The sequence below is a fragment of the Pseudomonas sp. Arb-4-2C genome (genome assembly GCF_055755015.1).
On sequence record NZ_CM146899.1, the window covers coordinates 3015818 to 3036401 of the forward strand.

Annotated in this window: 17 protein-coding genes; 8 read left to right on the plus strand and 9 right to left on the minus strand. The window is 61.6% G+C overall.

The window, feature by feature from the left end; translation table 11 throughout:
- Positions 1 to 9 precede the first annotated feature (9 nt).
- The 5 genes from AC0J41_RS13470 to AC0J41_RS13490 all read left to right on the plus strand — a co-directional run bounded on the left by AC0J41_RS13470 (position 10) and on the right by AC0J41_RS13490 (position 7739).
- A complete protein-coding gene (locus AC0J41_RS13470; RefSeq protein ID WP_473015896.1) occupies positions 10 to 1584 on the plus strand; it encodes an ABC transporter ATP-binding protein in 1575 nt (524 codons plus the stop codon).
- A gap of 258 nt (positions 1585 to 1842) precedes the next feature.
- Entirely contained in the window at positions 1843 to 3249 is a 1407-nt protein-coding gene (locus AC0J41_RS13475; RefSeq protein WP_473015897.1) for a sigma-54 interaction domain-containing protein, read from the plus strand.
- A gap of 283 nt (positions 3250 to 3532) precedes the next feature.
- On the plus strand, positions 3533 to 4924 hold the full coding sequence (locus AC0J41_RS13480; protein ID WP_473015898.1) for a GntP family permease: 1392 nt from the start codon (positions 3533 to 3535) through the stop codon (positions 4922 to 4924).
- Between the two features lie 7 nt (positions 4925 to 4931).
- Positions 4932 to 5705, plus strand: a complete 774-nt coding sequence (gene hbdH / locus AC0J41_RS13485) for a 3-hydroxybutyrate dehydrogenase (RefSeq protein WP_025112516.1) — start codon at positions 4932 to 4934, stop codon at positions 5703 to 5705.
- Between the two features lie 78 nt (positions 5706 to 5783).
- On the plus strand, positions 5784 to 7739 hold the full coding sequence (locus AC0J41_RS13490; RefSeq protein ID WP_473015899.1) for an acetoacetate--CoA ligase: 1956 nt from the start codon (positions 5784 to 5786) through the stop codon (positions 7737 to 7739).
- 925 nt (positions 7740 to 8664) lie between these two features.
- Here the strand turns inward: AC0J41_RS13490 and AC0J41_RS13495 are convergent.
- Positions 8665 to 9777 carry a PilT/PilU family type 4a pilus ATPase gene (locus AC0J41_RS13495; protein ID WP_473016001.1) on the minus strand — a complete coding sequence of 371 codons (1113 nt, stop codon included), beginning with the start codon at positions 9775 to 9777 and terminating at the stop codon, positions 8665 to 8667.
- 133 nt (positions 9778 to 9910) lie between these two features.
- Here AC0J41_RS13495 and AC0J41_RS13500 point away from each other — a divergent pair, with 133 nt between their 5' ends.
- Positions 9911 to 12460 carry a PAS domain-containing hybrid sensor histidine kinase/response regulator gene (locus AC0J41_RS13500; RefSeq protein WP_473015900.1) on the plus strand — a complete coding sequence of 850 codons (2550 nt, stop codon included), beginning with the start codon at positions 9911 to 9913 and terminating at the stop codon, positions 12458 to 12460.
- 39 nt (positions 12461 to 12499) lie between these two features.
- Entirely contained in the window at positions 12500 to 12775 is a 276-nt protein-coding gene (locus AC0J41_RS13505) for a peptidylprolyl isomerase (protein ID WP_003225447.1), read from the plus strand.
- A gap of 224 nt (positions 12776 to 12999) precedes the next feature.
- Here the strand turns inward: AC0J41_RS13505 and AC0J41_RS13510 are convergent, their stop codons facing one another.
- From AC0J41_RS13510 to AC0J41_RS13545, 8 genes are all read right to left on the minus strand, one after another.
- Complete coding sequence (locus tag AC0J41_RS13510) at positions 13000 to 13932, minus strand: sugar kinase (RefSeq protein ID WP_473015901.1); 933 nt, start codon at positions 13930 to 13932, stop codon at positions 13000 to 13002.
- A gap of 130 nt (positions 13933 to 14062) precedes the next feature.
- On the minus strand, positions 14063 to 15277 hold the full coding sequence (locus tag AC0J41_RS13515) for an amino acid deaminase (protein ID WP_473015902.1): 1215 nt from the start codon (positions 15275 to 15277) through the stop codon (positions 14063 to 14065).
- A gap of 40 nt (positions 15278 to 15317) precedes the next feature.
- On the minus strand, positions 15318 to 16082 hold the full coding sequence (locus AC0J41_RS13520) for an IclR family transcriptional regulator (RefSeq protein WP_025112523.1): 765 nt from the start codon (positions 16080 to 16082) through the stop codon (positions 15318 to 15320).
- 146 nt (positions 16083 to 16228) lie between these two features.
- On the minus strand, positions 16229 to 16618 hold the full coding sequence (locus AC0J41_RS13525; RefSeq protein ID WP_025112524.1) for a RidA family protein: 390 nt from the start codon (positions 16616 to 16618) through the stop codon (positions 16229 to 16231).
- A gap of 29 nt (positions 16619 to 16647) precedes the next feature.
- Positions 16648 to 17445 (minus strand): amino acid ABC transporter ATP-binding protein, encoded by a 798-nt coding sequence (locus AC0J41_RS13530; protein ID WP_025112525.1) that lies wholly within the window; start codon positions 17443 to 17445, stop codon positions 16648 to 16650.
- On the minus strand, positions 17442 to 18104 hold the full coding sequence (locus tag AC0J41_RS13535; protein ID WP_025112526.1) for an amino acid ABC transporter permease: 663 nt from the start codon (positions 18102 to 18104) through the stop codon (positions 17442 to 17444). Before AC0J41_RS13535 ends, AC0J41_RS13530 begins: the two co-directional genes overlap by 4 nt.
- A gap of 9 nt (positions 18105 to 18113) precedes the next feature.
- Positions 18114 to 18776, minus strand: a complete 663-nt coding sequence (locus AC0J41_RS13540; RefSeq protein ID WP_003225455.1) for an amino acid ABC transporter permease — start codon at positions 18774 to 18776, stop codon at positions 18114 to 18116.
- Between the two features lie 51 nt (positions 18777 to 18827).
- Positions 18828 to 19676, minus strand: a complete 849-nt coding sequence (locus AC0J41_RS13545) for a transporter substrate-binding domain-containing protein (RefSeq protein WP_329698218.1) — start codon at positions 19674 to 19676, stop codon at positions 18828 to 18830.
- Positions 19677 to 20013: 337 nt separating this feature from the next.
- Between AC0J41_RS13545 and AC0J41_RS13550 the strand changes: the two genes are divergently transcribed.
- Positions 20014 to 20445 (plus strand): thioredoxin family protein, encoded by a 432-nt coding sequence (locus tag AC0J41_RS13550; protein WP_473015903.1) that lies wholly within the window; start codon positions 20014 to 20016, stop codon positions 20443 to 20445.
- Positions 20446 to 20584: the final 139 nt, after the last annotated feature.

Genomic DNA, 20584 nt, shown 5'->3' on the forward strand with positions numbered 1-20584 from the left:
AGTGCAACCATGACTGATAATCTGATCGAAATTCGTGACCTCAACGTCGCCTTCCATGGCCAGCCAGCGGTGCGCAACCTGTGCCTGGACATTCGTCCCGGTGAATGCCTGGCGCTGGTCGGCGAGTCGGGCTCGGGCAAGTCGGTAACCGCACATTCGATCCTGCAGTTGCTCCCCGAAGGCGATGCGCAAACCACTGGCAGCATTCGCTATCGCGGCCAGGAGCTGGTCGGCGCCGAGCCCAAGGTGCTGCGCGAACTGCGCGGCAACCGTATCGCGATGATCTTCCAGGAGCCGATGACCTCGCTCAATCCCCTGCACAGCATCGAAAAGCAGATCGGCGAAACCCTGCTGGTGCATCGGGGCCTGGGCGGTAAAGCGGCGCAACAGCGCATTCTCGAACTGCTGGAACTGGTGGGCATTCAGAAACCCAAGGAGCGCCTCAAGGCCTATCCGCACCAACTGTCCGGCGGTCAGCGGCAACGGGTGATGATTGCCATGGCGCTGGCCTGCGAGCCGGAACTGCTGATTGCCGACGAGCCAACCACCGCGCTCGATGTGACCGTGCAGCGCAAGATCCTGCTGCTGCTCAAATCCTTGCAGCAGCGCCTGGGCATGTCGCTGTTGCTGATCAGCCATGACCTCAATCTGGTGCGCAGCATCGCGCAACGGGTATGCGTGATGAAGTCTGGCGAGATCGTCGAGCAGGCGCCGTGTGAAACCCTGTTTACCGCGCCGAAGCATCCTTATAGCTGTGTGCTGCTCAACGCCGAACCGGAAGGCGAGGCATTACCTCGGGACGAGCGCGAAAACGTGCTGGAAGTCGATGATCTGCGAGTCGAGTTCGTCGTCGGTGGCGGGCTGTTCCAGCGCAAGCAATACCTGCGGGCAGTGGACGGCATCAGCCTGAATATCCAGCGTGGCAAAACCCTGGGCATTGTCGGTGAGTCCGGTTCGGGCAAATCGACCTTGGGTCAGGCGATTCTGCGACTGCTCGATTCCGAGGGCAGTATCCGCTTCCAGGGCACCGCCCTCGACGGCCTCGATCAGAAGCAATTGCGACCGTGGCGGCGGCAGATGCAGGTGGTGTTTCAGGACCCGTTCGGCAGCCTCAGCCCACGGATGTCAGTGGCGCAAATCATCAGCGAAGGGCTGGAGGTGCATTGTCAGTCCAGCGCTGATGAGTGCGATGAACAGGTGATCCGCGTACTCAAGGAAGTCAGCCTCGACCCGCAGAGCCGCCATCGCTACCCGCACGAGTTTTCCGGCGGTCAGCGCCAGCGCATCGCCATCGCCCGTGCACTGGTGCTGAAACCGGCATTGATCCTGCTCGACGAGCCGACCTCGGCCCTCGACCGTACAGTGCAGAAGCAAGTGGTCGCCCTGCTCCGCGATCTACAGGAAAAACACGGCCTGACCTACCTGTTCATCAGCCATGACCTGGCGGTGGTGCGGGCCCTGGCGCACGACATGATCGTGATCAAGGATGGCAAGGTGGTCGAGCGGGGAGCCAGCCATGATGTGTTCGATTCGCCGCAGCATCCGTACACGAAGGAGCTGTTGGCGGCGGCGCATCCGGGGTAGGCATGATCAGCGCTTGCCTTGAAACCGGGTCGCGGCCTTCGCGAGCAAGCCCGCTCCCACAGGAGAATGCATTTCAAAATGTGGGAGCTGTTGGCGGCGGCGCATCCGGGGTAGGCATGATCAGCGCTTGCCTTGAAACCGGGTCGCGGCCTTCGCGAGCAAGCCCGCTCCCACAGGAGAATGCACTTCAAAATGTGGGAGCGGGCTTGCTCGCGAAGAGGCCCTCACACACAACCTAAATTCCGGATCAGCCCACCCATGAACACCACCGAAAGCCTCAAGGACTACCAACGCGTTCGCACGCTGGCGATCCGCTCGCTGTTCGAGATCATCGAGCAGTCCAGCGAAGGCACGGTGATTGTCGATCGTGATGCCAATATCGTCTGGATGAACGAGCGCTATGCCCGGCGCTTTGGTCTTGAGTCGGCGAAACAGGCCATCGGCAAGCCCTGCGAAAGCGTGATCCCCGGTAGTTTACTGCGCGAAGTGGTGCGCACCGGCCGGCCGATCCTGCTGGACATGCAGGACACGCCCAAAGAGCCGCTGGTGGTGATGCGCCTGCCGATCCACGACGACGCCGGCGCAGTGATCGGGGCGATCGGTTTTGCCCTGTTCGATGAGTTGCGCACGCTGTCGCCGATGCTCAAGCGCTACCTGAGCATGCAGGAGGAACTGGCCTCGACCCGCTCCCTGCTGCGGGCGCGACAGACCAAATACAACTTCGCCCATTTCATCGGCACCAGCGCCGCCAGCCTTGAGGTCAAACGCCGCGCCCGACGCAGTGCCAGCGCCGAGTCGGCGGTGTTGCTGCTCGGCGAAACCGGCACCGGCAAGGAGCTGCTGGCCCAGGCGATTCACAGTGCCTCGCCACGCGCGCACAAAGCCTTCGTCAGCATCAACAGCGCGGCAATTCCCGAGGCGTTGCTGGAAGCCGAATTTTTCGGCACCGCACCCGGCGCGTTTACCGGGGCTGACCGCAAGGGGCGCACCGGCAAGTTGCAGATCGCCCAGGGCGGCACGCTGTTTCTCGACGAGATCGGCGACATGCCGCTGCCTTTGCAAAGCAAACTGCTGCGGGTGCTGCAGGAAAAGGAGTTCGAACCGGTCGGCTCCAATGAAGTGATCCAGAGCGATGTGCGGGTGATCGCAGCGACTTCGACCGACCTGCAAGCGGCGATCAAGCGTGGCGAGTTTCGCGCCGACCTGTATTACCGCCTCAACGTGCTGCCGATTCATGTCCCGCCGCTGCGCGAGCGTCTCGACGATTTGCCGGCGCTCAGCGAAGCGATCCTTGAAGAGCTGCGCAGTCAGCATGAACTGAGCCGTGCAGCGCTGGAGTTGCTCGGCCAGCATGCGTGGCCGGGGAATATCCGTGAGTTGCGTAATGTGCTGGAGCGCGCGGCGCTGCTCGGTGATGAGCTGATCCTGAGCGCAGAGGATATTCGCGCCGCCATCGGTACCTTCACCCCGGTTGAACGTACCTCGGCGCCGATGGTGGAGTCCTTGGCAGACGAAACATTCGTCCAGGCGCGCCAGCGTTTTGATCGGCAACTGATCGAGTCAGCCCTCGCGCAATGCGCGGGCAAGGTGCCAGAGGCGGCGGCTCGGCTGGGGCTGGGAAGGTCGACGCTGTACAAGAAGATGCTGGCCTTGGGCATCGCTTAGTCTCAATAAAGAGACTCAAGTCTCAATAAAAGGACAACAGCCAAAGCTTCGCGAGCAAGCGCGCTCCCACAGGGAAATGCATTCCAAGTGTGGGAGCGGGCTTGCTCGCGAAGACGTCGTACATTCAAAAAATATCTCAGAAAAGAGACAAAACTTCTAAACCGTGCTCACAAGAAAAATAAAACCTTTAAATTTCAATAGCTTGAATATCTGGCACAGATCTCGCTAAAGCCTCATCCGCACCCGTTTCACCCACAAAAATAACAATCCCTGGAGACACACCATGAGTGTGATCATTGCCTTGGCAGCCCTCGCGCTGCTGATGCTTGCTGCCTACCGTGGCTACAGCGTTATCCTCTTCGCCCCGATCGCCGCCCTCGGCGCTGTCCTGCTCACTGATCCGTCCGCCGTCGCCCCAGCATTCACCGGGGTGTTCATGGAGAAAATGGTCGGTTTCATCAAACTGTATTTCCCGGTATTCCTGCTCGGTGCCGTGTTCGGCAAGTTGATCGAGTTGTCGGGGTTCTCCCGTTCAATCGTGGCCGCGGCCATTCGCCTGCTGGGCACCCGGCAGGCGATGCTGGTGATCGTGCTGGTCTGCGCCCTCCTCACCTATGGCGGCGTGTCGCTATTCGTCGTAGTGTTTGCGGTTTATCCGTTCGCGGCGGAGATGTTCCGTCAGAGCAATATCCCCAAACGCCTGATCCCGGCGACCATCGCCCTCGGCGCGTTCTCGTTCACCATGGACGCCCTGCCCGGCACCCCGCAGATCCAGAACATCATCCCCAGCACCTTCTTCAACACCACTGCCTGGGCGGCGCCGTGGCTGGGCCTGATCGGCACGATTTTCGTGTTCTGCGCCGGCATGCTGTTCCTGCAGCGCCAACGCAACAAGGCCCAGCGCGCCGGCGAAGGCTATGGCACCGAGTTGCGTAACGAACCGGAAACGGCTGAAGACCTGAAATTGCCAAACCCGTGGGTCGCCCTGTCGCCGCTGTTGGCCGTGGGCATCATGAACTTGCTGTTCACCCAATGGATTCCGCAGTGGTACGGCAAAACCCACAGCCTCGCATTGCCGGGCATGGCCACGCCGGTAACCACGGAAATCGCCAAGCTCACCGCAATCTGGGCGGTGCAAGCAGCCTTGCTGATCGGCATCCTGATGGTGCTGGCGTTCGGCTTCAAAGCGATCCGCAGCAAACTCGCCGAAGGCAGCAAAAGTGCGGTCAGCGGTGCGTTGCTGGCGGCGATGAATACCGCCTCCGAATACGGTTTCGGCGCGGTGATCGCCTCGTTGCCGGGCTTCCTGGTGCTGGCCGACTGGCTCAAGCAAATCCCCAACCCGCTGGTCAACGAAGCGATCACCGTCACCCTGCTGGCCGGCATCACCGGCTCGGCGTCGGGCGGCATGAGCATTGCGCTGGCGGCGATGTCCGAGCAGTTCATCACGGCGGCCCACGCGGCGAATATTCCGCTGGAAGTGCTGCACCGCGTGGCGGCAATGGCCAGCGGCGGCATGGACACCCTGCCGCACAACGGCGCGGTGATCACCCTGCTGGCCGTTACCGGCCTGACCCACCGCGAAGCCTATAAAGACATTTTCTGTATTACGCTGATCAAGACCCTGGCGGTCTTCGTAGTGATCGGCACTTTCTACGCCACTGGCATTGTGTGAGGTATTCATGACCACTCTTTCGGGCAAGACCGCACTGGTTACCGGTTCCACCAGCGGCATTGGCCTGGGCATCGCCCTGAGCCTGGCCAAGGCCGGCGCCAACCTGATTCTCAACGGTTTCGGTGATGCGTCGAGCGTCATCGCCGAAGTCCGCCAGTTCGGTGGCAAGGTCGGTCACCACCCTGCAGATGTCAGCGATCCAGTGCAGATTGCCGACATGATCGCCTACGCCGAGCGCGAGTTTGGCGGCGTCGACATTCTGGTCAACAACGCCGGGATCCAGCATGTGGCGGCCGTGGAAGAGTTCCCGGTGGAGCGCTGGGACTCGATCATCGCGATCAACCTGTCGTCGGTGTTTCACAGTACCCGCCTGAGCCTGCCGGGGATGCGCGCCAAAGGCTGGGGGCGGATCGTCAACATTGCCTCGGTGCACGGTCAGGTCGGTTCGACCGGCAAGGCTGCTTATGTCGCGGCCAAACACGGGGTGATCGGTCTGACCAAAGTGGTTGGGCTGGAGACTGCGACCAGTAATGTCACTTGCAACGCGATCTGCCCGGGCTGGGTGCTGACACCGTTGGTGCAAAAACAGATCGACGACCGGGCGGCCAAGGGTGTCGATCCGCAGCAGGCGCAGCATGATCTGCTGGCCGAGAAACAACCGTCACTGGCGTTCGTCACGCCGCAGCATCTGGGGGAGCTGGTGCTGTTTTTGTGCAGCGAGGCTGGCAGCCAGGTGCGGGGCGCGGCGTGGAATATTGATGGGGGGTGGTTGGCGCAGTAACTTTTCGCACAGAAATTCCCCTTGTGGGTGATGCGTCACCCTGGCGTGTGCATGAACAACAAAACAAGAGGCAAACCAATGTCCGACATCCTCTGGCAACCCGATGCCGAGCGTATCGCCCACTCGCGCATGGATCACTTTCGCCGCGACATCAATCAGCGTCATGGCCTGGCCCTGAGCAGCTATAACGACCTGCACCGCTGGAGCGTCGAACATCGCGAGGCGTTCTGGCAGGCGATTGTCGACTGCTTCGACATCCGTTTTCACACCCAGCCCGACGCCGTCCTGCGTGAAGGCGCGCACATGCCCAGCGCCGAGTGGTTCCCCGGCGCGACCCTGAATTTTGCCGAACACCTGCTTCGCCGGCGCGACGATGCCGTAGCGGTGATTGCCGTGGCGGAAAACGGTCAGCGCGAACAACTGACCTGGGCCGAACTGGCCGAGCAGGTTGCCGGTGTTCAGGCCAGCCTGAAGGCCGCCGGTGTCGGCCTCGGCGACCGCGTGGCTGCGTGCATGCCGAATACCTGGCAGACGCTGGTGGCGATGCTCGCGACCACCAGCCTGGGCGCAATCTGGTCCTGCTCGTCGCCGGACTTCGGCACCCACGGGGTGATCGACCGTTTCGGCCAGATCGAACCCAAAGTGCTGATCACCTGCGCTGGCTACCGTTACGCCGGCAAAGACATCGACCAGACCACCAAAGTCAACGAAATCCTCGCGCAGTTGCCGTCGCTGCAACAGTTGATCATCGTGCCCTATGCCCGCCCGCAGGCCTGCATCGGGGACTACCACACCCACGCCAACGTGACGTTGTGGGACGACTTCTACCAACCCGGCGGCGAGCCGCGATTCGTCCCGGTGCCCTTCAATCACCCGCTTTACGTGCTGTATTCCAGCGGCACCACCGGCGTGCCCAAATGCATCGTGCACAGTACCGGGGGAGTGCTGTTGCAGCATGCCAAGGAGCACGGCCTGCACGTAGATCTCGGTCCCGGCGACCGATTGTTCTACTACACCACCTGCGGCTGGATGATGTGGAACTGGCTGGTCTCGGCCCTCGCGGTCGGAAGCGCGGTGGTGCTGTATGACGGCTCGCCGTTTCATCCGGATAACCAACGCCTGCTCGACCTGATCGACGATGAGCGCATTAGCGTGTTCGGTACCAGCCCCAAGTTTCTGGCGACGCTGGAAAGCAGCGGCGTCAAACCGGCCGCCAGCCATGACCTGGGTAGCCTCAAGACCTTGCTCTGCACCGGCTCGGCGCTGTCGCCGCAGAGCTATGACTTCGTCTACCGCGACTTCAAGTACGACGTGTGCCTGGCGTCGATGTCGGGCGGCACCGATGTGGTGTCCTGCTTCGTCAACGGCAATCCGATGTCCGCGGTGCGCCGTGGCGAGATCATGGGCAAGAGCCTGGGCATGGCGGTTGAAGTGTGGAACGACGCGGGCGTCGCCGTCATCGGCGAGAAAGGTGAACTGGTCTGCACCCGGCACTTTCCGGCCATGCCCGTCGGGCTCTGGCACGATGCCGATGGCGAAAAGCTGCGCAAATCCTATTTCAGCCTGTTCCCCGGGGTCTGGGCCCAGGGCGATTACGCTGAGCAATTGCCCCACGGCGGGATGCTGATCCACGGCCGCTCCGACGCGGTGCTCAACCCCGGCGGCGTACGCATCGGCACGGCGGAAATCTATCGTCAGGTGGAGAAAGTCCCGCAGGTGCTGGACTGCGTGGCCATCGGTCAGCAATGGCAGGACGATGTGCGCGTGGTGTTGTTCGTGCGCCTGCAGGATGACGTGGCGCTGAATCACAACCTGCAACAACAGATCCGCCAGGTGATTCGCGCCAACACCACACCGCGCCATGTGCCGGCGAAGATCGTTGCCGTCACTGACATCCCGCGCACCATCAGCGGCAAAGTGGTCGAACTTGCCGTGCGCAATGTGGTGCACGGTGAGCCGGTGAAAAACACCGATGCGCTGGCCAATCCCGAGGCGCTGGAGCAGTTTCGCCATCGCCCGGAGTTATCGGATTAGCACGCCATCCCCTTGTGGGAGCGGGCTTGCTCACGAAGGCAATCTGTCAGTTGATAACAATGTGACTGACACACCGCTTTCGCGAGCAAGCCCGCTCCCACAGAGGGTCGTCGGTGGATGGTGGATCTGCGGCTGGTCGGGATCAAGGGTGGGAGTGGGCTTGCTCACGAAGGCGGTGGGTCATCCGGTGAAGATGGCGGCTGAACCGGCGCTTTCGCGAGCAAGCCCGCTCCCACAGGGGGTCGTCGGTGGATGGAGAATTCGGGGCTATCCGGAGTCTAGGGTGGGAGTGGGCTTGCTCACGAAGGCGGTGTGTCATTCGGTGAAGATGGCGGCTGAACAGGCGCTTTCGCGAGCAAGCCCGCTCCCACAGGGGGGGCGTCGGTGGATGGAGAATTCGGGGCTATCCGGGATCTAGGGTGGGAGTGGGCTTGCTCACGAAGGCGGTGGGTCATTCGGTGAAGATGGCGGCTGAACCGGCGCTTTCGCGAGCAAGCCCGCTCCCACAGGGGGTCGTCGGTGGATGGTGGATCTGCGGCTGGTCGGGATCTAGGGTGGGAGTGGGCTTGCTCACGAAGGCGGTGTGTCATTCGGTGAAGATGGCGGCTGAACCGGCGCCTTCGCGAGCAAGCCCGCTCCCACAGGGGGTCGTCGGTGGATGGAGAATTCGGGGCTATCCGGGATCTAAGGTGGGAGTGGGCTTGCTCACGAAGGCGGTGTGTCATTCGGTGAATGATGGCGGCTGAACCGGCGCCTTCGCGGGCAAGCCCGCTCCCACAGGGGGGGCGTCGGTGGATGGAGAATTCGGGGCTATCCGGGATCTAGGGTGGGAGTGGGCTTGCTCACGAAGGCGGTGGGTCATTCGGTGAAGATGGCGGCTGAACCGGCGCCTTCGCGAGCAAGCCCGCTCCCACAGGGGCAAGGGTTAATCCATCAGGCCCCAATCCCCCGATGCCGGTGGTGCCGGCGTCGGTGCTGCTTCGGCATGCAGCTTCAGGCGCAGGCGCAGATTGTTTTGTGAGTCGGCATGCTTGAGCGCCTCGTCTTCGCTGATCACCCCTTCCACCACCAGCGCATACAGCGCAGCGTCGAAGGTCTGCATGCCGACTTCGGCAGATTTGTCCATGATGCCCTTGAGCTCGCCCAACTCGTTGCGGCGGATCAGGTCGGCAATGGTCGGGGTGCCCAACATGACTTCGACCGCCGCCCGCCGCTGCCCGTCGAGGGTGCGCACCAGTCGTTGCGAGACAAACGCCTTGAGATTGTTGCCCAGCGCATGCAGCAACTGCGGGCGGCGTTCTTCGGGGAACAGATTGACGATACGGTCCAGCGCCTGATTGGCGTTGTGCGCGTGCAGTGTCGACAGCACCAGGTGCCCGGTGTCCGCGAACGTCAGGGCATGCTCCATGGTTTCGCGGTCGCGGATTTCGCCGATCAGCACCACATCCGGCGCTTGGCGCAGGGTGTTTTTCAGCGCGGCCTGGAAACTGCGGGTATCGACCCCGACTTCGCGCTGGTTGATGATCGAGCGCTTGTGCCGATGGATATACTCCACCGGGTCTTCGATGGTGATGATGTGCCCGCTGCTGTGCCGGTTGCGGTGATCGATCAGCGCGGCCAGCGAGGTGGACTTGCCGGAGTCGGTGGCGCCGACGAACAGAATCAGCCCTTGCTTGAGCATCACTGTTTCCAGCAGCACCGGAGGCAGCTTGAGGTCTTCGAAGCGCGGGATATCGAGTTTGACGTTGCGGATCACGATTGACACGTCGTTGCGCTGTTTGAAGATGTTCAGGCGAAAACGCCCGACACCGGTGCGTGAAATCGCCAGGTTCATTTCCAGTTCCCGATCGAACTCGCGCCGCTGCTCGGCGTCCATCAAGGAGTTGGCGATGGCCTGGACCTCACCCGGTTTGAACGGCCGCTCGCTGAACGGCGTCAGCACGCCGTCGATGCGGGCGCTGGGCGGCGCGCCGGTGGAGAGGAAAAGGTCAGAGCCGTGCTGGCTCGACAGGCGGATCAACAGTGCATCGATTTCCATGGCAAAAAGCACCCGCGAAGCATTCAATGAACAGAAATAACCCAGTGTCGTGACGTAATGGGTCATACAGCGTCTACCGCAAGTGCAAGAATAGTAGACGCCTACGCACTGACCGACGCTCAGGATAGATGTGATGAACGCAGCCCCTTCCCCCGACGACGCCCAAGCCTTGATCGCCCGTACCGACTGGAGTCGTACGCCTTTGGGCGCGGCCGGCACTTGGCCACAAAGCCTGCGCACCGCGGTGGACATCGTGATTCACTCGCCGATGCCGATGCTGCTGTTGTGGGGCGCGCAGCTCACACAGATCTACAACAACGGCTTCGCGATGCTCGCCGGGAGCAAGCATCCGCACGCTTTCGGACAGCCGGCACACCTTATATGGCCGGAACTTCAAGACTTTACCGACCCGATTTATCGAGCCGTCCTACAAGGCCAGGTGCGCACCTACAGCGAGCGGCGATTTACCCTGCAACGCGAAGGGAAGGAATCCGACTTCTGGCTGGACCTGACCTACAGCCCGATCCGGGACGAGAATGCGCAAGTGGCCGGCATTCTGGTGACCGCCATTGAAACCAACGAACGCCGACGCATCGCGCTCGAACTGCAACGCCGTTCCGAAGAAAGCCTCAAAGCCCAGCGCAACACTGAAGAACGCCTGCAGCTCGCGCTGGCCGCCACCGATGCCGTCGGCACCTGGGACTGGGACATCGGCGAAGACCGCTTCATCGCCGACGCCCATTTCGCCCAGTTGCATGGCATCGATCCGGCGCTGGCCAGCCAATTGCCGATCAGCGATTACCTGCAAGGCGTGCATCCCGAAGACCGCGCCCTGATCGCCCGCAGCATCAAGCACTGCATCACCCATGGCACCGAATACGCCGAGGAATATCGCCTGCTGCGCGCCGACGGCGAACTGCGCTGGGTGTTTGCCCGAGGCCGCTGCTACAAGGATCACCACGGGCGCCCGGTACGGTTCCTCGGGGCCGCACTCGACCTGACCGAGCGTAAACACACCGAGCAGGCGCTGCGCCAAAGCCAGACGGAGTTGCAGTTGATCATCAACGCGATGCCGATCCTCATCAGTTACGTTGACCATGAAGAGCGCTTTCGCCTGAACAATGCTGCTTATCTGGACTGGTACGGTCTCACCCCGCAGGAGCTGTATGGCCGTACCATTCGCGACGTGATCGGCGAAGAAGCCTACTTTTTGCGCGCGCCGTACATCGCCGAAGCGCTGGCCGGGCGATCCTGCTCGTTCAGTCTGTACACCCCCCACCGTGACGGCAGCAACCGCCATGCGCTGATGAACTACCTGCCGCGCCACGGTGCCGATGGCGCGGTCAACGGTTTCTACATTTTCGTGATCGACGAGACCGAACGCAAAAAGACCGAAGAAGCCCTGCGCAATCTCAATGAAACCCTGGAGGAGCGGGTCAGCGCCCGCACCGAACAACTGGCCCAGGCCAATCAGCGACTGCAAAACGAGATGTTCGAACGCGAGCGCGCCGAAGATGCCTTGCGCCATGCGCAAAAGATGGAAGCGGTCGGCCAGCTCACCGGCGGTATCGCCCACGACTTCAACAATATGCTGACCGGGATCATCGGCAGTCTCGACCTGATGCAACGCTACATCGCCGATGGCCGCGCCGATGAGATCGGACGTTTCACCGAGGCGGCGGTGTCGTCGGCCAACCGTGCCGCCGCCCTGACTCATCGCTTGCTGGCGTTCTCCCGCCGACAGTCGCTGGACCGCAAGCCCCTCAACGTCAACGAGCTGATTCATTCGCTGGAGGACTTGATCCGCCGCACCAAGGGCGATCCGATCGACCTCACACTGCACTTGGCCGCCAATGTATGGGCGATCAGCACCGATGTCAGTCAGTTGGAAAACGCCCTGCTCAACCTGGTGATCAACGCCCGGGACGCGATGCCCAATGGCGGCGAACTGCTGATCGAAACCGCCAACGTCTACCTCGACGGCAGCGACATCACCACCCTCGAACCGGTCAAGGCCGGCGACTATCTGATGCTGGCGGTCAGCGATAACGGCACCGGCATGACCCCGTCGGTGCGGGCCAAGGCGTTCGATCCATTCTTCACCACCAAACCGATCGGCCAGGGCACCGGGCTGGGCCTGTCGATGATCTATGGCTTCGCCCAGCAGTCGGGCGGCCATGTCAGCCTCGACAGCCTGCCCGATCAGGGCACCTGCGTGCGCCTGTACCTGCCGCGCCTGAATCTGCTGGAGCCCGAGCGGCCAATCGTGGAAACCCTCAGCACCGCGCCGGCTGCCAGGTCCGGGGAAACCGTGGTGGTGGTCGAGGATGACCCGGCGGTGCGCATGCTGGTCCTCGACTTGCTCAAGGAGCTGGGTTACCTCGCCCACGAAGCCGCCGACGCCAGCGCCGCCCTGCCGCTGCTGGAGTCGGATCTGCGCGTGGACTTGCTGGTAACCGACGTCGGCCTGCCGGGCATGAACGGCCGCCAATTGGCGGAAATCGCCCGTCAGCATCGCCCTGGCCTGAAAGTCCTGTTCATGACCGGTTATGCGCAGAAAGCCGCCGAGCGCCAAGGCTTTCTGGAGGATGGCATGGACATGGTCGCCAAACCGTTTTCGCTTGACGTGCTGGCGAACAAGATCCGCACGATGATCCACCAAACGCCGTCACTTGAGGCATAATCCCGCGCCCCGCCGTCACCCCGTTACAGGTATCGCACGATGAAAGCCCAAGCCCGCCACATTCTGGTGAAAACCGCCGAAGAGGCCGAACAGCTCAAACAACGCATTGCCAAGGGCGAAGCGTTCGATGTGCTGGCGAAGAAATATTCGACCTGCCCGTCCGGCAAACGCGGCGGCGATCTGGGTGAAGTGCGGCCGGGGCAGATGGTCGGCGCGATTGACGCGGTGATCTTCAAGAAGCCGTTGCGCACGGTGCATGGACCGATCAAGAGCAAGTTCGGTTATCACCTGGTCCAGGTATTTTTCCGCGATTGAGTGTTTGGCCTTAGGGCCTCTTCGCGAGCAAGCCCGCTCCCACAGTTTGGAATGCGTCACTGTGGGAGCTCGTTCGGTTATCACTTGGTGCAGGTGTTTTTTCGCGGTTGAGTGTTTGGCTCCAGGGCCTCTTCGCGAGCAGGCTCGCTCCCACAGTTGGAATGCGTCATTGTGGGAGCGGGCTTGCTCGCGAACCGATTGCGCAGCAAACGGCCATTCACCGCTTACTTGGGGATCAACGCCCCTGGCACCTGAATCACCCGACTCGCCAGCAAATGCCCCGCCTCGGCCGCCTCAGCCGGGCTGCCCCCCAGCAAGCGGCTCGCCAGATACGCCGCACTGAACGAATCCCCCGCCGCCGTGGTGTCCACGACCTTCTCGACCTTCTGCGCCGGCACTTCGAACGCTTCGCCATCACAGCGAATCAGACACGCCTCGGCGCCACGCTTGAGCACCACTTCCGGTGTGCCGACCTGCGCATAAGCCTCGAACACGGCATCGCAATCAGCAAAATGGAACAGCGCCTGCTCGTCATCCACGGTCAGCAATGCCAGATCGACATGCGGCAACACACTGCGATACGCCGCCCGAGCCTCTTCCTGCGAGGCCCACAAGCGTGGTCGATAGTTGTTATCGAAGACAATCCGCGCATCGCGCTGCCGGGCCTCGATCAGGGTCTGGATCAATCGTTCGCGGCCCTTGGCGCCCAGCACTGCGAGGGTGATACCGCTGAAATACAACACGTCGTAATCCGCCAGCGCGGCCAGAATCGGCTCGGCGGCCGGTGTAGTGAAGCAGTCGCGCACCGCCGCTTCATTGCGCCAGTAGAGAAAACGACGCTCGCCGTTGGCGTCGGTCTGGATGCAATACAGTCCCGGCAAGCGACCGGGCAGACGCTGCACCCTTTGCAGGCCAATGCCTTCTTCGGCCCAGCTCTGGCACATGGCGTCGCTGAAGCTGTCGTCACCCAGCGCCGTGACGTAATCGACCTGAGCTTTATCGCCGAGGGCGCGGGACAGGTACACCGCCGTGTTCAAGGTGTCACCGCCGAAGCTTTGCTGCAGGCTGCCGTCGGCGCGGTGCTGGAGTTCGATCATGCACTCACCGATCAGGGCGATGCGCGGGGTGTTCGGGCCCAGGGGGCTGAGGGTGGTCATTGGGTGGGTCTCCAGTTGCTCGATGGTGTCTGGTCTGGCGCCTTCGCGAGCAGGCTCGCTCCCACAGGGAAATGCATTCCAAATGTGGGAGCGGGCTTGCTCGCGAATGGCTGCACCTCGGTTTCAGGCCTTAGAAACAGGTCTCCATGCTCTCGACCACCGCCAACTGTTCATCCACCAGCAACCCCACCCGCCACTTGTCGAACGTCAGGCACGGGTGCGAAGTGCCGAAGGAAATGATGTCACCCACCCGCAGTTCAACGCCCGGCGCCACAGTCATGAACGCATGCTGATCCATCACCGCCGTCACCTTGCACGCTCCGACATCGTCGCCCACCGCCGGCACCCCACCGGCCTTGTAGCGCAGCAACGGCACCGGCAGCCCGGCATCGAATGCCACATCGCGTTTGCCGAGGGCTATCACCGCAAAGCCCGGTTCCGGCATCGATTGCACATGGGCCCAGATTTCCAGCGCCGGGCGCAGGCCTTCATCCAGATCGCTGCGACGATCAAGCACGCAGCACTGCGCTTCCTTGTAGATGCCATGATCGTGGGCCACATAGCTGCCCGGACGCAGCACGCTGAGGAAACGTCCGCCCGCATTCTGCGCTTCGAACGACTCGGCGATCAGGTCATACCATGCCGAACCCGAGGCCGTGATGATCGGCTTGGCAATGGCAAACGCGCCGCTGTCCTGCAGTTGCACCGCCAGGCGCACCAGCGACGCAGCAAATTCGCGAATGCCGCTGACCGCGTGATCGCCGTGGATCACGCCTTCGTAGCCTTCGATCCCGGTCAGGGCCAACGCCGGCTGCGCACTGATCGCCTTGGCCAGTTCGATGACTTCCTGCTCGCTGCGGCAACCGCAACGGCCGCCGACCACGCCGTACTCGATCATCACGTTCAGCTTGACCCTGCGCGAGGCGAAGTAGGCACCCAGATCGGCGACGTTGTCCGGGTGATCGACCATGCAGTAGAAATCGAAGGCAGGGTCTGCCAGCAGATCGGCAATCAGCGCCATGTTCGGCGTGCCGACCAGTTGGTTGGCCATCAGTACCCGGCGTACGCCGTGGGCATACGCAGCGCGAGTCTGCGTCGCGCTGGCGAGGGTGATGCCCCACGCACCGGCGCCGAGCTGACGCTTGAACAGGGCCGGGGTCATGCTGGTCTTGCCGTGCGGCGCGAGCTCTGCGCCGCTGTCACTGACGAACTTCTGCATCCAGCGAATGTTGTGCTCCAGCGCTTCGCGGTGCAGCACCAGCGCTGGCAGGCTGACGTCTCGCACCAGATGCGCGCCGATGGCGGCATCGCCCTTTTCCACAGCAGAATTGATGGCAGTCGTCATGGTCGAACTCCTCACTGTCGCGGCCGGCAGGCAGCCGCGGTTATTCGTTGATCCGCCGGGCGAGGCTGTTGGCGCTCTCGATCAGAACCCGGCGATAGTCGTTGTAATTGTTCTTCGCATCAGCCCGTGGGGCAACGATGCACAGGGTGCAGATGGCCACGCCGCCGGGGTCTTTGACCGGGGCGGCGAAACAATGGGTGAAGGTGTCGGCAACACTGTCGAAGGAGAAGAAGCCATCGATGCCGGCCTGACGGATTTCCGCCAGAAAGCGTTCCAGCGGCAGGCGTTCGCCGTCGGGCAGGATGTAGTCGTCTTCGTCGATCAGGTCGATGATCTGCTGGTCACTCAGGTGCGCCAGCAGCAGGCGCCCCGAGGCCGTCCACGGGATCGGCGCGTTTTCGCCAATGTCAGAAGAAATACGAAAATGCCGCTCTCCCTCCTTCATCAACGCCACCGTGTATTTGCGCCCGTTGAGCAGGCACATCTGCGCGGTCTCCCGGGTCTGGCTGACGATTTCCTGCAAGGCCTGATCGGCCTCGCGACTGAGGTCGAAATGGCGCAAGTGCGCCTGCCCGAGGAAATACAACTGGCGACCGAGATAGACGTGACCGTCCTTGCCCACCGGCTCCAGAATCCGCCGTTCGAGCAGCGAGGCAACCAGCTCGTAGACCGTGGATTTCGGACCGCCGATGCCATTGGCGATGTCGTTCGGACGCAACGGCTGGCCGATTTCCTTGAGGAAATCGAGGATATCGAACGCCCGGTCCAGACCGCGGGCCCGGCGTTTGATGGTGTCTTCGGTCATGTCTTCAGTTCCCAATGAATGTGCCGGGAGTTTACCGAGAGTGCGGTGTCGACGGTTAGATCGCTTTCGCGAGCAGGCTCGCCCCCACATCTGGAATGCAATCCCCTGTGGGAGCGAGCCTGCTCGCGAAGAATTCGGCGCAAATCTCAGGCCTTCTTCTTGTACGCGATGCAGTCGATCTCGACCTTGCAGTCGACCATCATGCTCGCCTGCACGCAGGCTCGCGCCGGTGCGTGCTCAGGCTTGAAGTACTCGCCGAAGACCTTGTTGAAACTGCTGAAATCCCGCGGATCGTCCAGCCACACCCCGGCGCGCACCACATCTTCCAGGCCATAACCCGCCTCTTCGAGAATCGCGATCAGGTTCTTCATGGTCTGGTGGGTCTGTTCGACGATGCCGCCAGCGATTATCTCGCCATCCACTGCCGGCACCTGACCGGACACGTGCAGCCAGCCATCCGCTTCAACGGCGCGGGCGAATGGGCGTGGCTGGCCACCAGCGGCGGTGCTGCCGGTGCCAAAACGGGTAATGCTCATGGGTACTTCTCCTGATTACAAACCTGAAGTTAAAACCGCGTGCTCTTGAGAAACTCAGCCAGCCGCGGTGATTGCGGGCGTTCGAACAGCTGCTTGGGAGGCCCTTGCTCTTCGATCCGCCCCTGATTCATGAAAACGATCTTGTCCGAGACCTCGAAGGCGAATCGCATCTCGTGGGTCACCAGCAACATGGTCATGCCGTCCTCGGCCAGGCCCTTGATCACGTTCAGCACTTCGCCGACCAGTTCCGGGTCGAGGGCCGAGGTGACCTCATCGAAGAGCATCAGGCTCGGGTTCATCGCGATCGCCCGGGCGATCGCCACCCGCTGTTGCTGACCACCGGACAACTGACCGGGAAAGTGATTGCGCCGTTCCAGCAGGCCGACCCGCTCCAGCCATTTTTCGGCCAGCACCACGGCTTCGTCCTTGTGCATTTTCTTCACCTTGAGCAGGCCCAGGGTGACGTTCTGCAACGCCGTCAGGTGCGGAAACAGATTGAATTGCTGGAAGGCCATGCCGGTCATTGCGCGATGGCGGGCGATGACTTTTTCCGCGTGGCGCAGGCGCTTGCCACCGACTTCGTCATAACCGATGGATTCGCCGTCGAGCAGGATCTGCCCGCCCTGGAACTCTTCGAGCATGTTCACGCAGCGCAGCAGCGTGGTTTTGCCCGAGCCGCTGGAGCCGATCAGCGTCACGACATTGCCGCGCTGCATGCTCAGGTCGACGCCCTTGAGCACTTCGACCGCGCCGTATTGTTTGTGCAGGCCACGAATGTCCAGCAGTGGCTGGCCGTTTTCAACGGTGGAAACTTGAGCTTGAGTCATGGCAGGGCCACCCGCTTTTCAATGTGCCGGCCGAGTAATTCGATGCCGTAGTTGATGACAAAAAACAGAAAACCGGCGAACAGATAGAACTCCAGAGTCATGAAGGTCCGGGCGATGATCTGTTGCGTACTGAGCAGCAATTCGGCCACGCCGATCACCGAGAGCAAGGTCGAGGCCTTGACGATTTCGGTGGACGAGTTGACCCAGGTCGGCAGGATCTGCCGCAACGCTTGTGGCAGCAGCACGTAGCCAAGGGATTGATAAAACGTCAGGCCGATCGCCTTGCTTGCCTCCATCTGCCCGCGCGGCAGTGCCTGCAGGGCTCCGCGCACAATCTCGGCAACGTGCGAGCCGCAGAACAGCGTCAGGCCCAACGCACCGGCCTGAAACGCGCTGATCTGCCAGCCCAGCGCCGGCGCCATATAGAAGCACGCCAGCACCAGCACAAACACTGGTGTGCCGCGAATCAGATCGACGTAAAAGCGGAACGGCGCGCGCATCCAGAACTTGCCGTACGTCAGCACCAGACCGGTGACAACACCCAGCAACGTGCCAAACAGAATCGCCAGCGCCGACACCTGCACACTGGTCAGAAACCCTTGCAGCAACGTCTCGCGTGCCACCCACAACTCATGCAACCAACTGGGGGATTGGTACATCACAGCCTCCTATCGGCGGATCGCCAGACGCTGCTCGAGGTAACGCAGCAGCATGGCAATGAGGTAACAGGCCGCGACATACAACGCCGTGGTCACCAGCCAGGTTTCGATCACCCGGTAGCTCTCGACGTTGATCTTGCGCGCGTAATAGGTCAGTTCCGGCACCGCAATCGCGGCAGCCAGCGAGGTGTCCTTGAACAGCGAGATGAAGTTGTTCGACAGCGCCGGCAACACGTTGCGCAACATCACCGGCACCGTGACATAGGCCTTGACCTGCCATTCACCAAGACCGATCGCCAGCCCCGCTTCACGCTGGCCCTTGGGGATGCTCAGCAAGCCGCCACGGAACACTTCGGTCAGATAGGCCCCGGCATACAGTGACAACGTGATGATGAACGACGGGATCTTGTCCAGACGGATCCCCAGACTCGGCAAGGCAAAGTAGATCAACAGAATCAACACCAGAATCGGCGTGTTACGGACCACCGTGACGTACACCGAGGCCAGCACCCGCAAGGCGCGATGCTTCGACAGCAAGGCAAACGCCATCAGCAGGCCGATCACACAACCGATGGCGATCGACACCAGCGCCAGTTCAAGGCCCAGACCGAGCCCCGCCAGCAAGGTGTCGAAATCGCGCCATACGGCGGCAAAGTTCAACTGATAGTTCATGGTCAGCAGTACCTTGAGCGGGGCGATTCGAGTCGCCCCACTCTCACGGGATCATTTGAATTCGACAGGGAAACCGATCGCCGGCGACGGCAGATCGACACCGAACCATTGCTTGAACGAGGCCGCGTAGGTCGGAAACTCGACGCCGGTCATGGCCTCATGCAGGGTGGTGTTGACGAAGTTCAGCCAGTCCTGATCGCCGCGTTTGACTGCGCAGGCATAGGTCTGCGGGCTCCAGGCGTAGGTCGGGCTGCGGTAGCGGCCAGGGTTCTGCACCATCAGGTACTTGACCGACGACTGATCAGTGGCAGCGGTATCGGCGCGGCCGGAGTTCACCGCCTGGTACATCAGGTCGACACTGTCGTACTGATCGACCTTGGCCTTGGGCAGCGCCTGGTGCACCAGTTCTTCGGCATAGACGTTTTGCAGCACGGCCACGGTGACGCTGTCGCCGGCGGCCTGCAGGTCTTCGATTTCCTTGTACTTGCTGTTGGCCGGCAGCAGCAGGCCGACGCCTTCGCGGTAGTACGGCAAGGTGAACGCCACTTGCTGCGCACGGCTCGCGGTGACGGTGATGAACTGGCAGCTCATGTCAACCTTGTCGGTCAGCAGATTGGGAATTCGCGCATCGGACGACTGCACCACGAACTCGACTTTGTTCGGATCATTGAACAGACCTTTGGCCACCATCCTGGCGATGTCGATATCAAAACCCTGCAACTTGCCGTCAGCGCCCTGAAAGTGCCAAGGCGCATTGGTGCTGCCGGTACCCACAATCAGCTTCCCACGGGCCAGAACACTGTCGAGTTTGCTGTCGGCTGCCTGGGCCATGCCCATGACAGCGGACGAAGCCGCAAGAACAAAAACACACGCTTTGAACAACGAAGGACGGCGATGCATGGCAAGCACTCCAGGATGATGTTTATTCCGCTATACCGGAACACGGTTTGTTACTACGGAATAGACAGCAGAAAGTGTGCCACAGGAATCAGGTGGAATCTGTAGTGGTTTGAAATGTTTTTGGAATCAACAAGATGCCCAACAATGTTGGACGGGTGTAACCCGCGGTGAGTTTTTTCAAGCGCTACCGAGGGCTACACCGCTCGAGTACTCGGGCCACATTTGAGTGCGCGTTCACCGAAAAGGCGCACGGTCTACTGTCAACTCTGACAGTAGAGGAAAGTCACCCATGGGATTAGCGTCAGCAACGCGTACTGCGCTTTTCAAGGAGGTTCCCATGCGTTCGACATCTCGCCTTTCAGACCTTCCGCCCACCTACCGCAAAGCCCTGAAAACCTGGCGCCCGGTGATCCTGTACTTCGCCAACGAATACTGCCCCGCCTGCGAGTGGGCCGGACCGGTGTTTCGTGAGGTTGCCGAGCCGTATCGGCTGCGGGCGAACATTTACATGCTCGACACGCGCCAGTCACCGCGCCATCCGCTGGTCACCGGCACGCCCACGGTGTTGTTCTACAAGAACGGCAAGCTGATCAAGAAGCTCAAAGGCATCGGCACGCCAGAAACATTAAGTGATGATTTCGCCAGGCACATCGGCAAGACCAAGGCGCCGGCCGCCACCCGCCAGCCACGGCACGATCTGGCCTGGTTACGCCGCACCCTGTGCACACTCTGCACCCTCCCTCGCACACGTCAGCGGAACTTTTGCTGAAAGTGCCACCTAAGAGCCATCAACCGATGGCACTTTCGTTCCAAATCATCAGTAACACACAAGCCTCAGGCCGGATTGGACAAGCTCCCATCTGGCTGCTTTTCTTTATTTCTCAGTAAGAGAACACACGCTCGCGGCA

Excerpts from the sequence above, each read along its gene's own strand:
- AC0J41_RS13470 (WP_473015896.1), top strand. The coding sequence starts at position 10 with ATGACTGATAATCTGATCGAAATTCGTGACCTCAACGTCGCCTTCCAT.
- AC0J41_RS13475 (WP_473015897.1), top strand. The coding sequence starts at position 1,843 with ATGAACACCACCGAAAGCCTCAAGGACTACCAACGCGTTCGCACGCTG.
- AC0J41_RS13480 (WP_473015898.1), top strand. The coding sequence starts at position 3,533 with ATGAGTGTGATCATTGCCTTGGCAGCCCTCGCGCTGCTGATGCTTGCT.
- hbdH (WP_025112516.1), top strand. The coding sequence starts at position 4,932 with ATGACCACTCTTTCGGGCAAGACCGCACTGGTTACCGGTTCCACCAGC.
- AC0J41_RS13490 (WP_473015899.1), top strand. The coding sequence starts at position 5,784 with ATGTCCGACATCCTCTGGCAACCCGATGCCGAGCGTATCGCCCACTCG.
- AC0J41_RS13495 (WP_473016001.1), bottom strand. The coding sequence starts at position 9,777 with ATGGAAATCGATGCACTGTTGATCCGCCTGTCGAGCCAGCACGGCTCT.
- AC0J41_RS13500 (WP_473015900.1), top strand. The coding sequence starts at position 9,911 with ATGAACGCAGCCCCTTCCCCCGACGACGCCCAAGCCTTGATCGCCCGT.
- AC0J41_RS13505 (WP_003225447.1), top strand. The coding sequence starts at position 12,500 with ATGAAAGCCCAAGCCCGCCACATTCTGGTGAAAACCGCCGAAGAGGCC.
- AC0J41_RS13510 (WP_473015901.1), bottom strand. The coding sequence starts at position 13,932 with ATGACCACCCTCAGCCCCCTGGGCCCGAACACCCCGCGCATCGCCCTG.
- AC0J41_RS13515 (WP_473015902.1), bottom strand. The coding sequence starts at position 15,277 with ATGACGACTGCCATCAATTCTGCTGTGGAAAAGGGCGATGCCGCCATC.
- AC0J41_RS13520 (WP_025112523.1), bottom strand. The coding sequence starts at position 16,082 with ATGACCGAAGACACCATCAAACGCCGGGCCCGCGGTCTGGACCGGGCG.
- AC0J41_RS13525 (WP_025112524.1), bottom strand. The coding sequence starts at position 16,618 with ATGAGCATTACCCGTTTTGGCACCGGCAGCACCGCCGCTGGTGGCCAG.
- AC0J41_RS13530 (WP_025112525.1), bottom strand. The coding sequence starts at position 17,445 with ATGACTCAAGCTCAAGTTTCCACCGTTGAAAACGGCCAGCCACTGCTG.
- AC0J41_RS13535 (WP_025112526.1), bottom strand. The coding sequence starts at position 18,104 with ATGTACCAATCCCCCAGTTGGTTGCATGAGTTGTGGGTGGCACGCGAG.
- AC0J41_RS13540 (WP_003225455.1), bottom strand. The coding sequence starts at position 18,776 with ATGAACTATCAGTTGAACTTTGCCGCCGTATGGCGCGATTTCGACACC.
- AC0J41_RS13545 (WP_329698218.1), bottom strand. The coding sequence starts at position 19,676 with ATGCATCGCCGTCCTTCGTTGTTCAAAGCGTGTGTTTTTGTTCTTGCG.
- AC0J41_RS13550 (WP_473015903.1), top strand. The coding sequence starts at position 20,014 with ATGCGTTCGACATCTCGCCTTTCAGACCTTCCGCCCACCTACCGCAAA.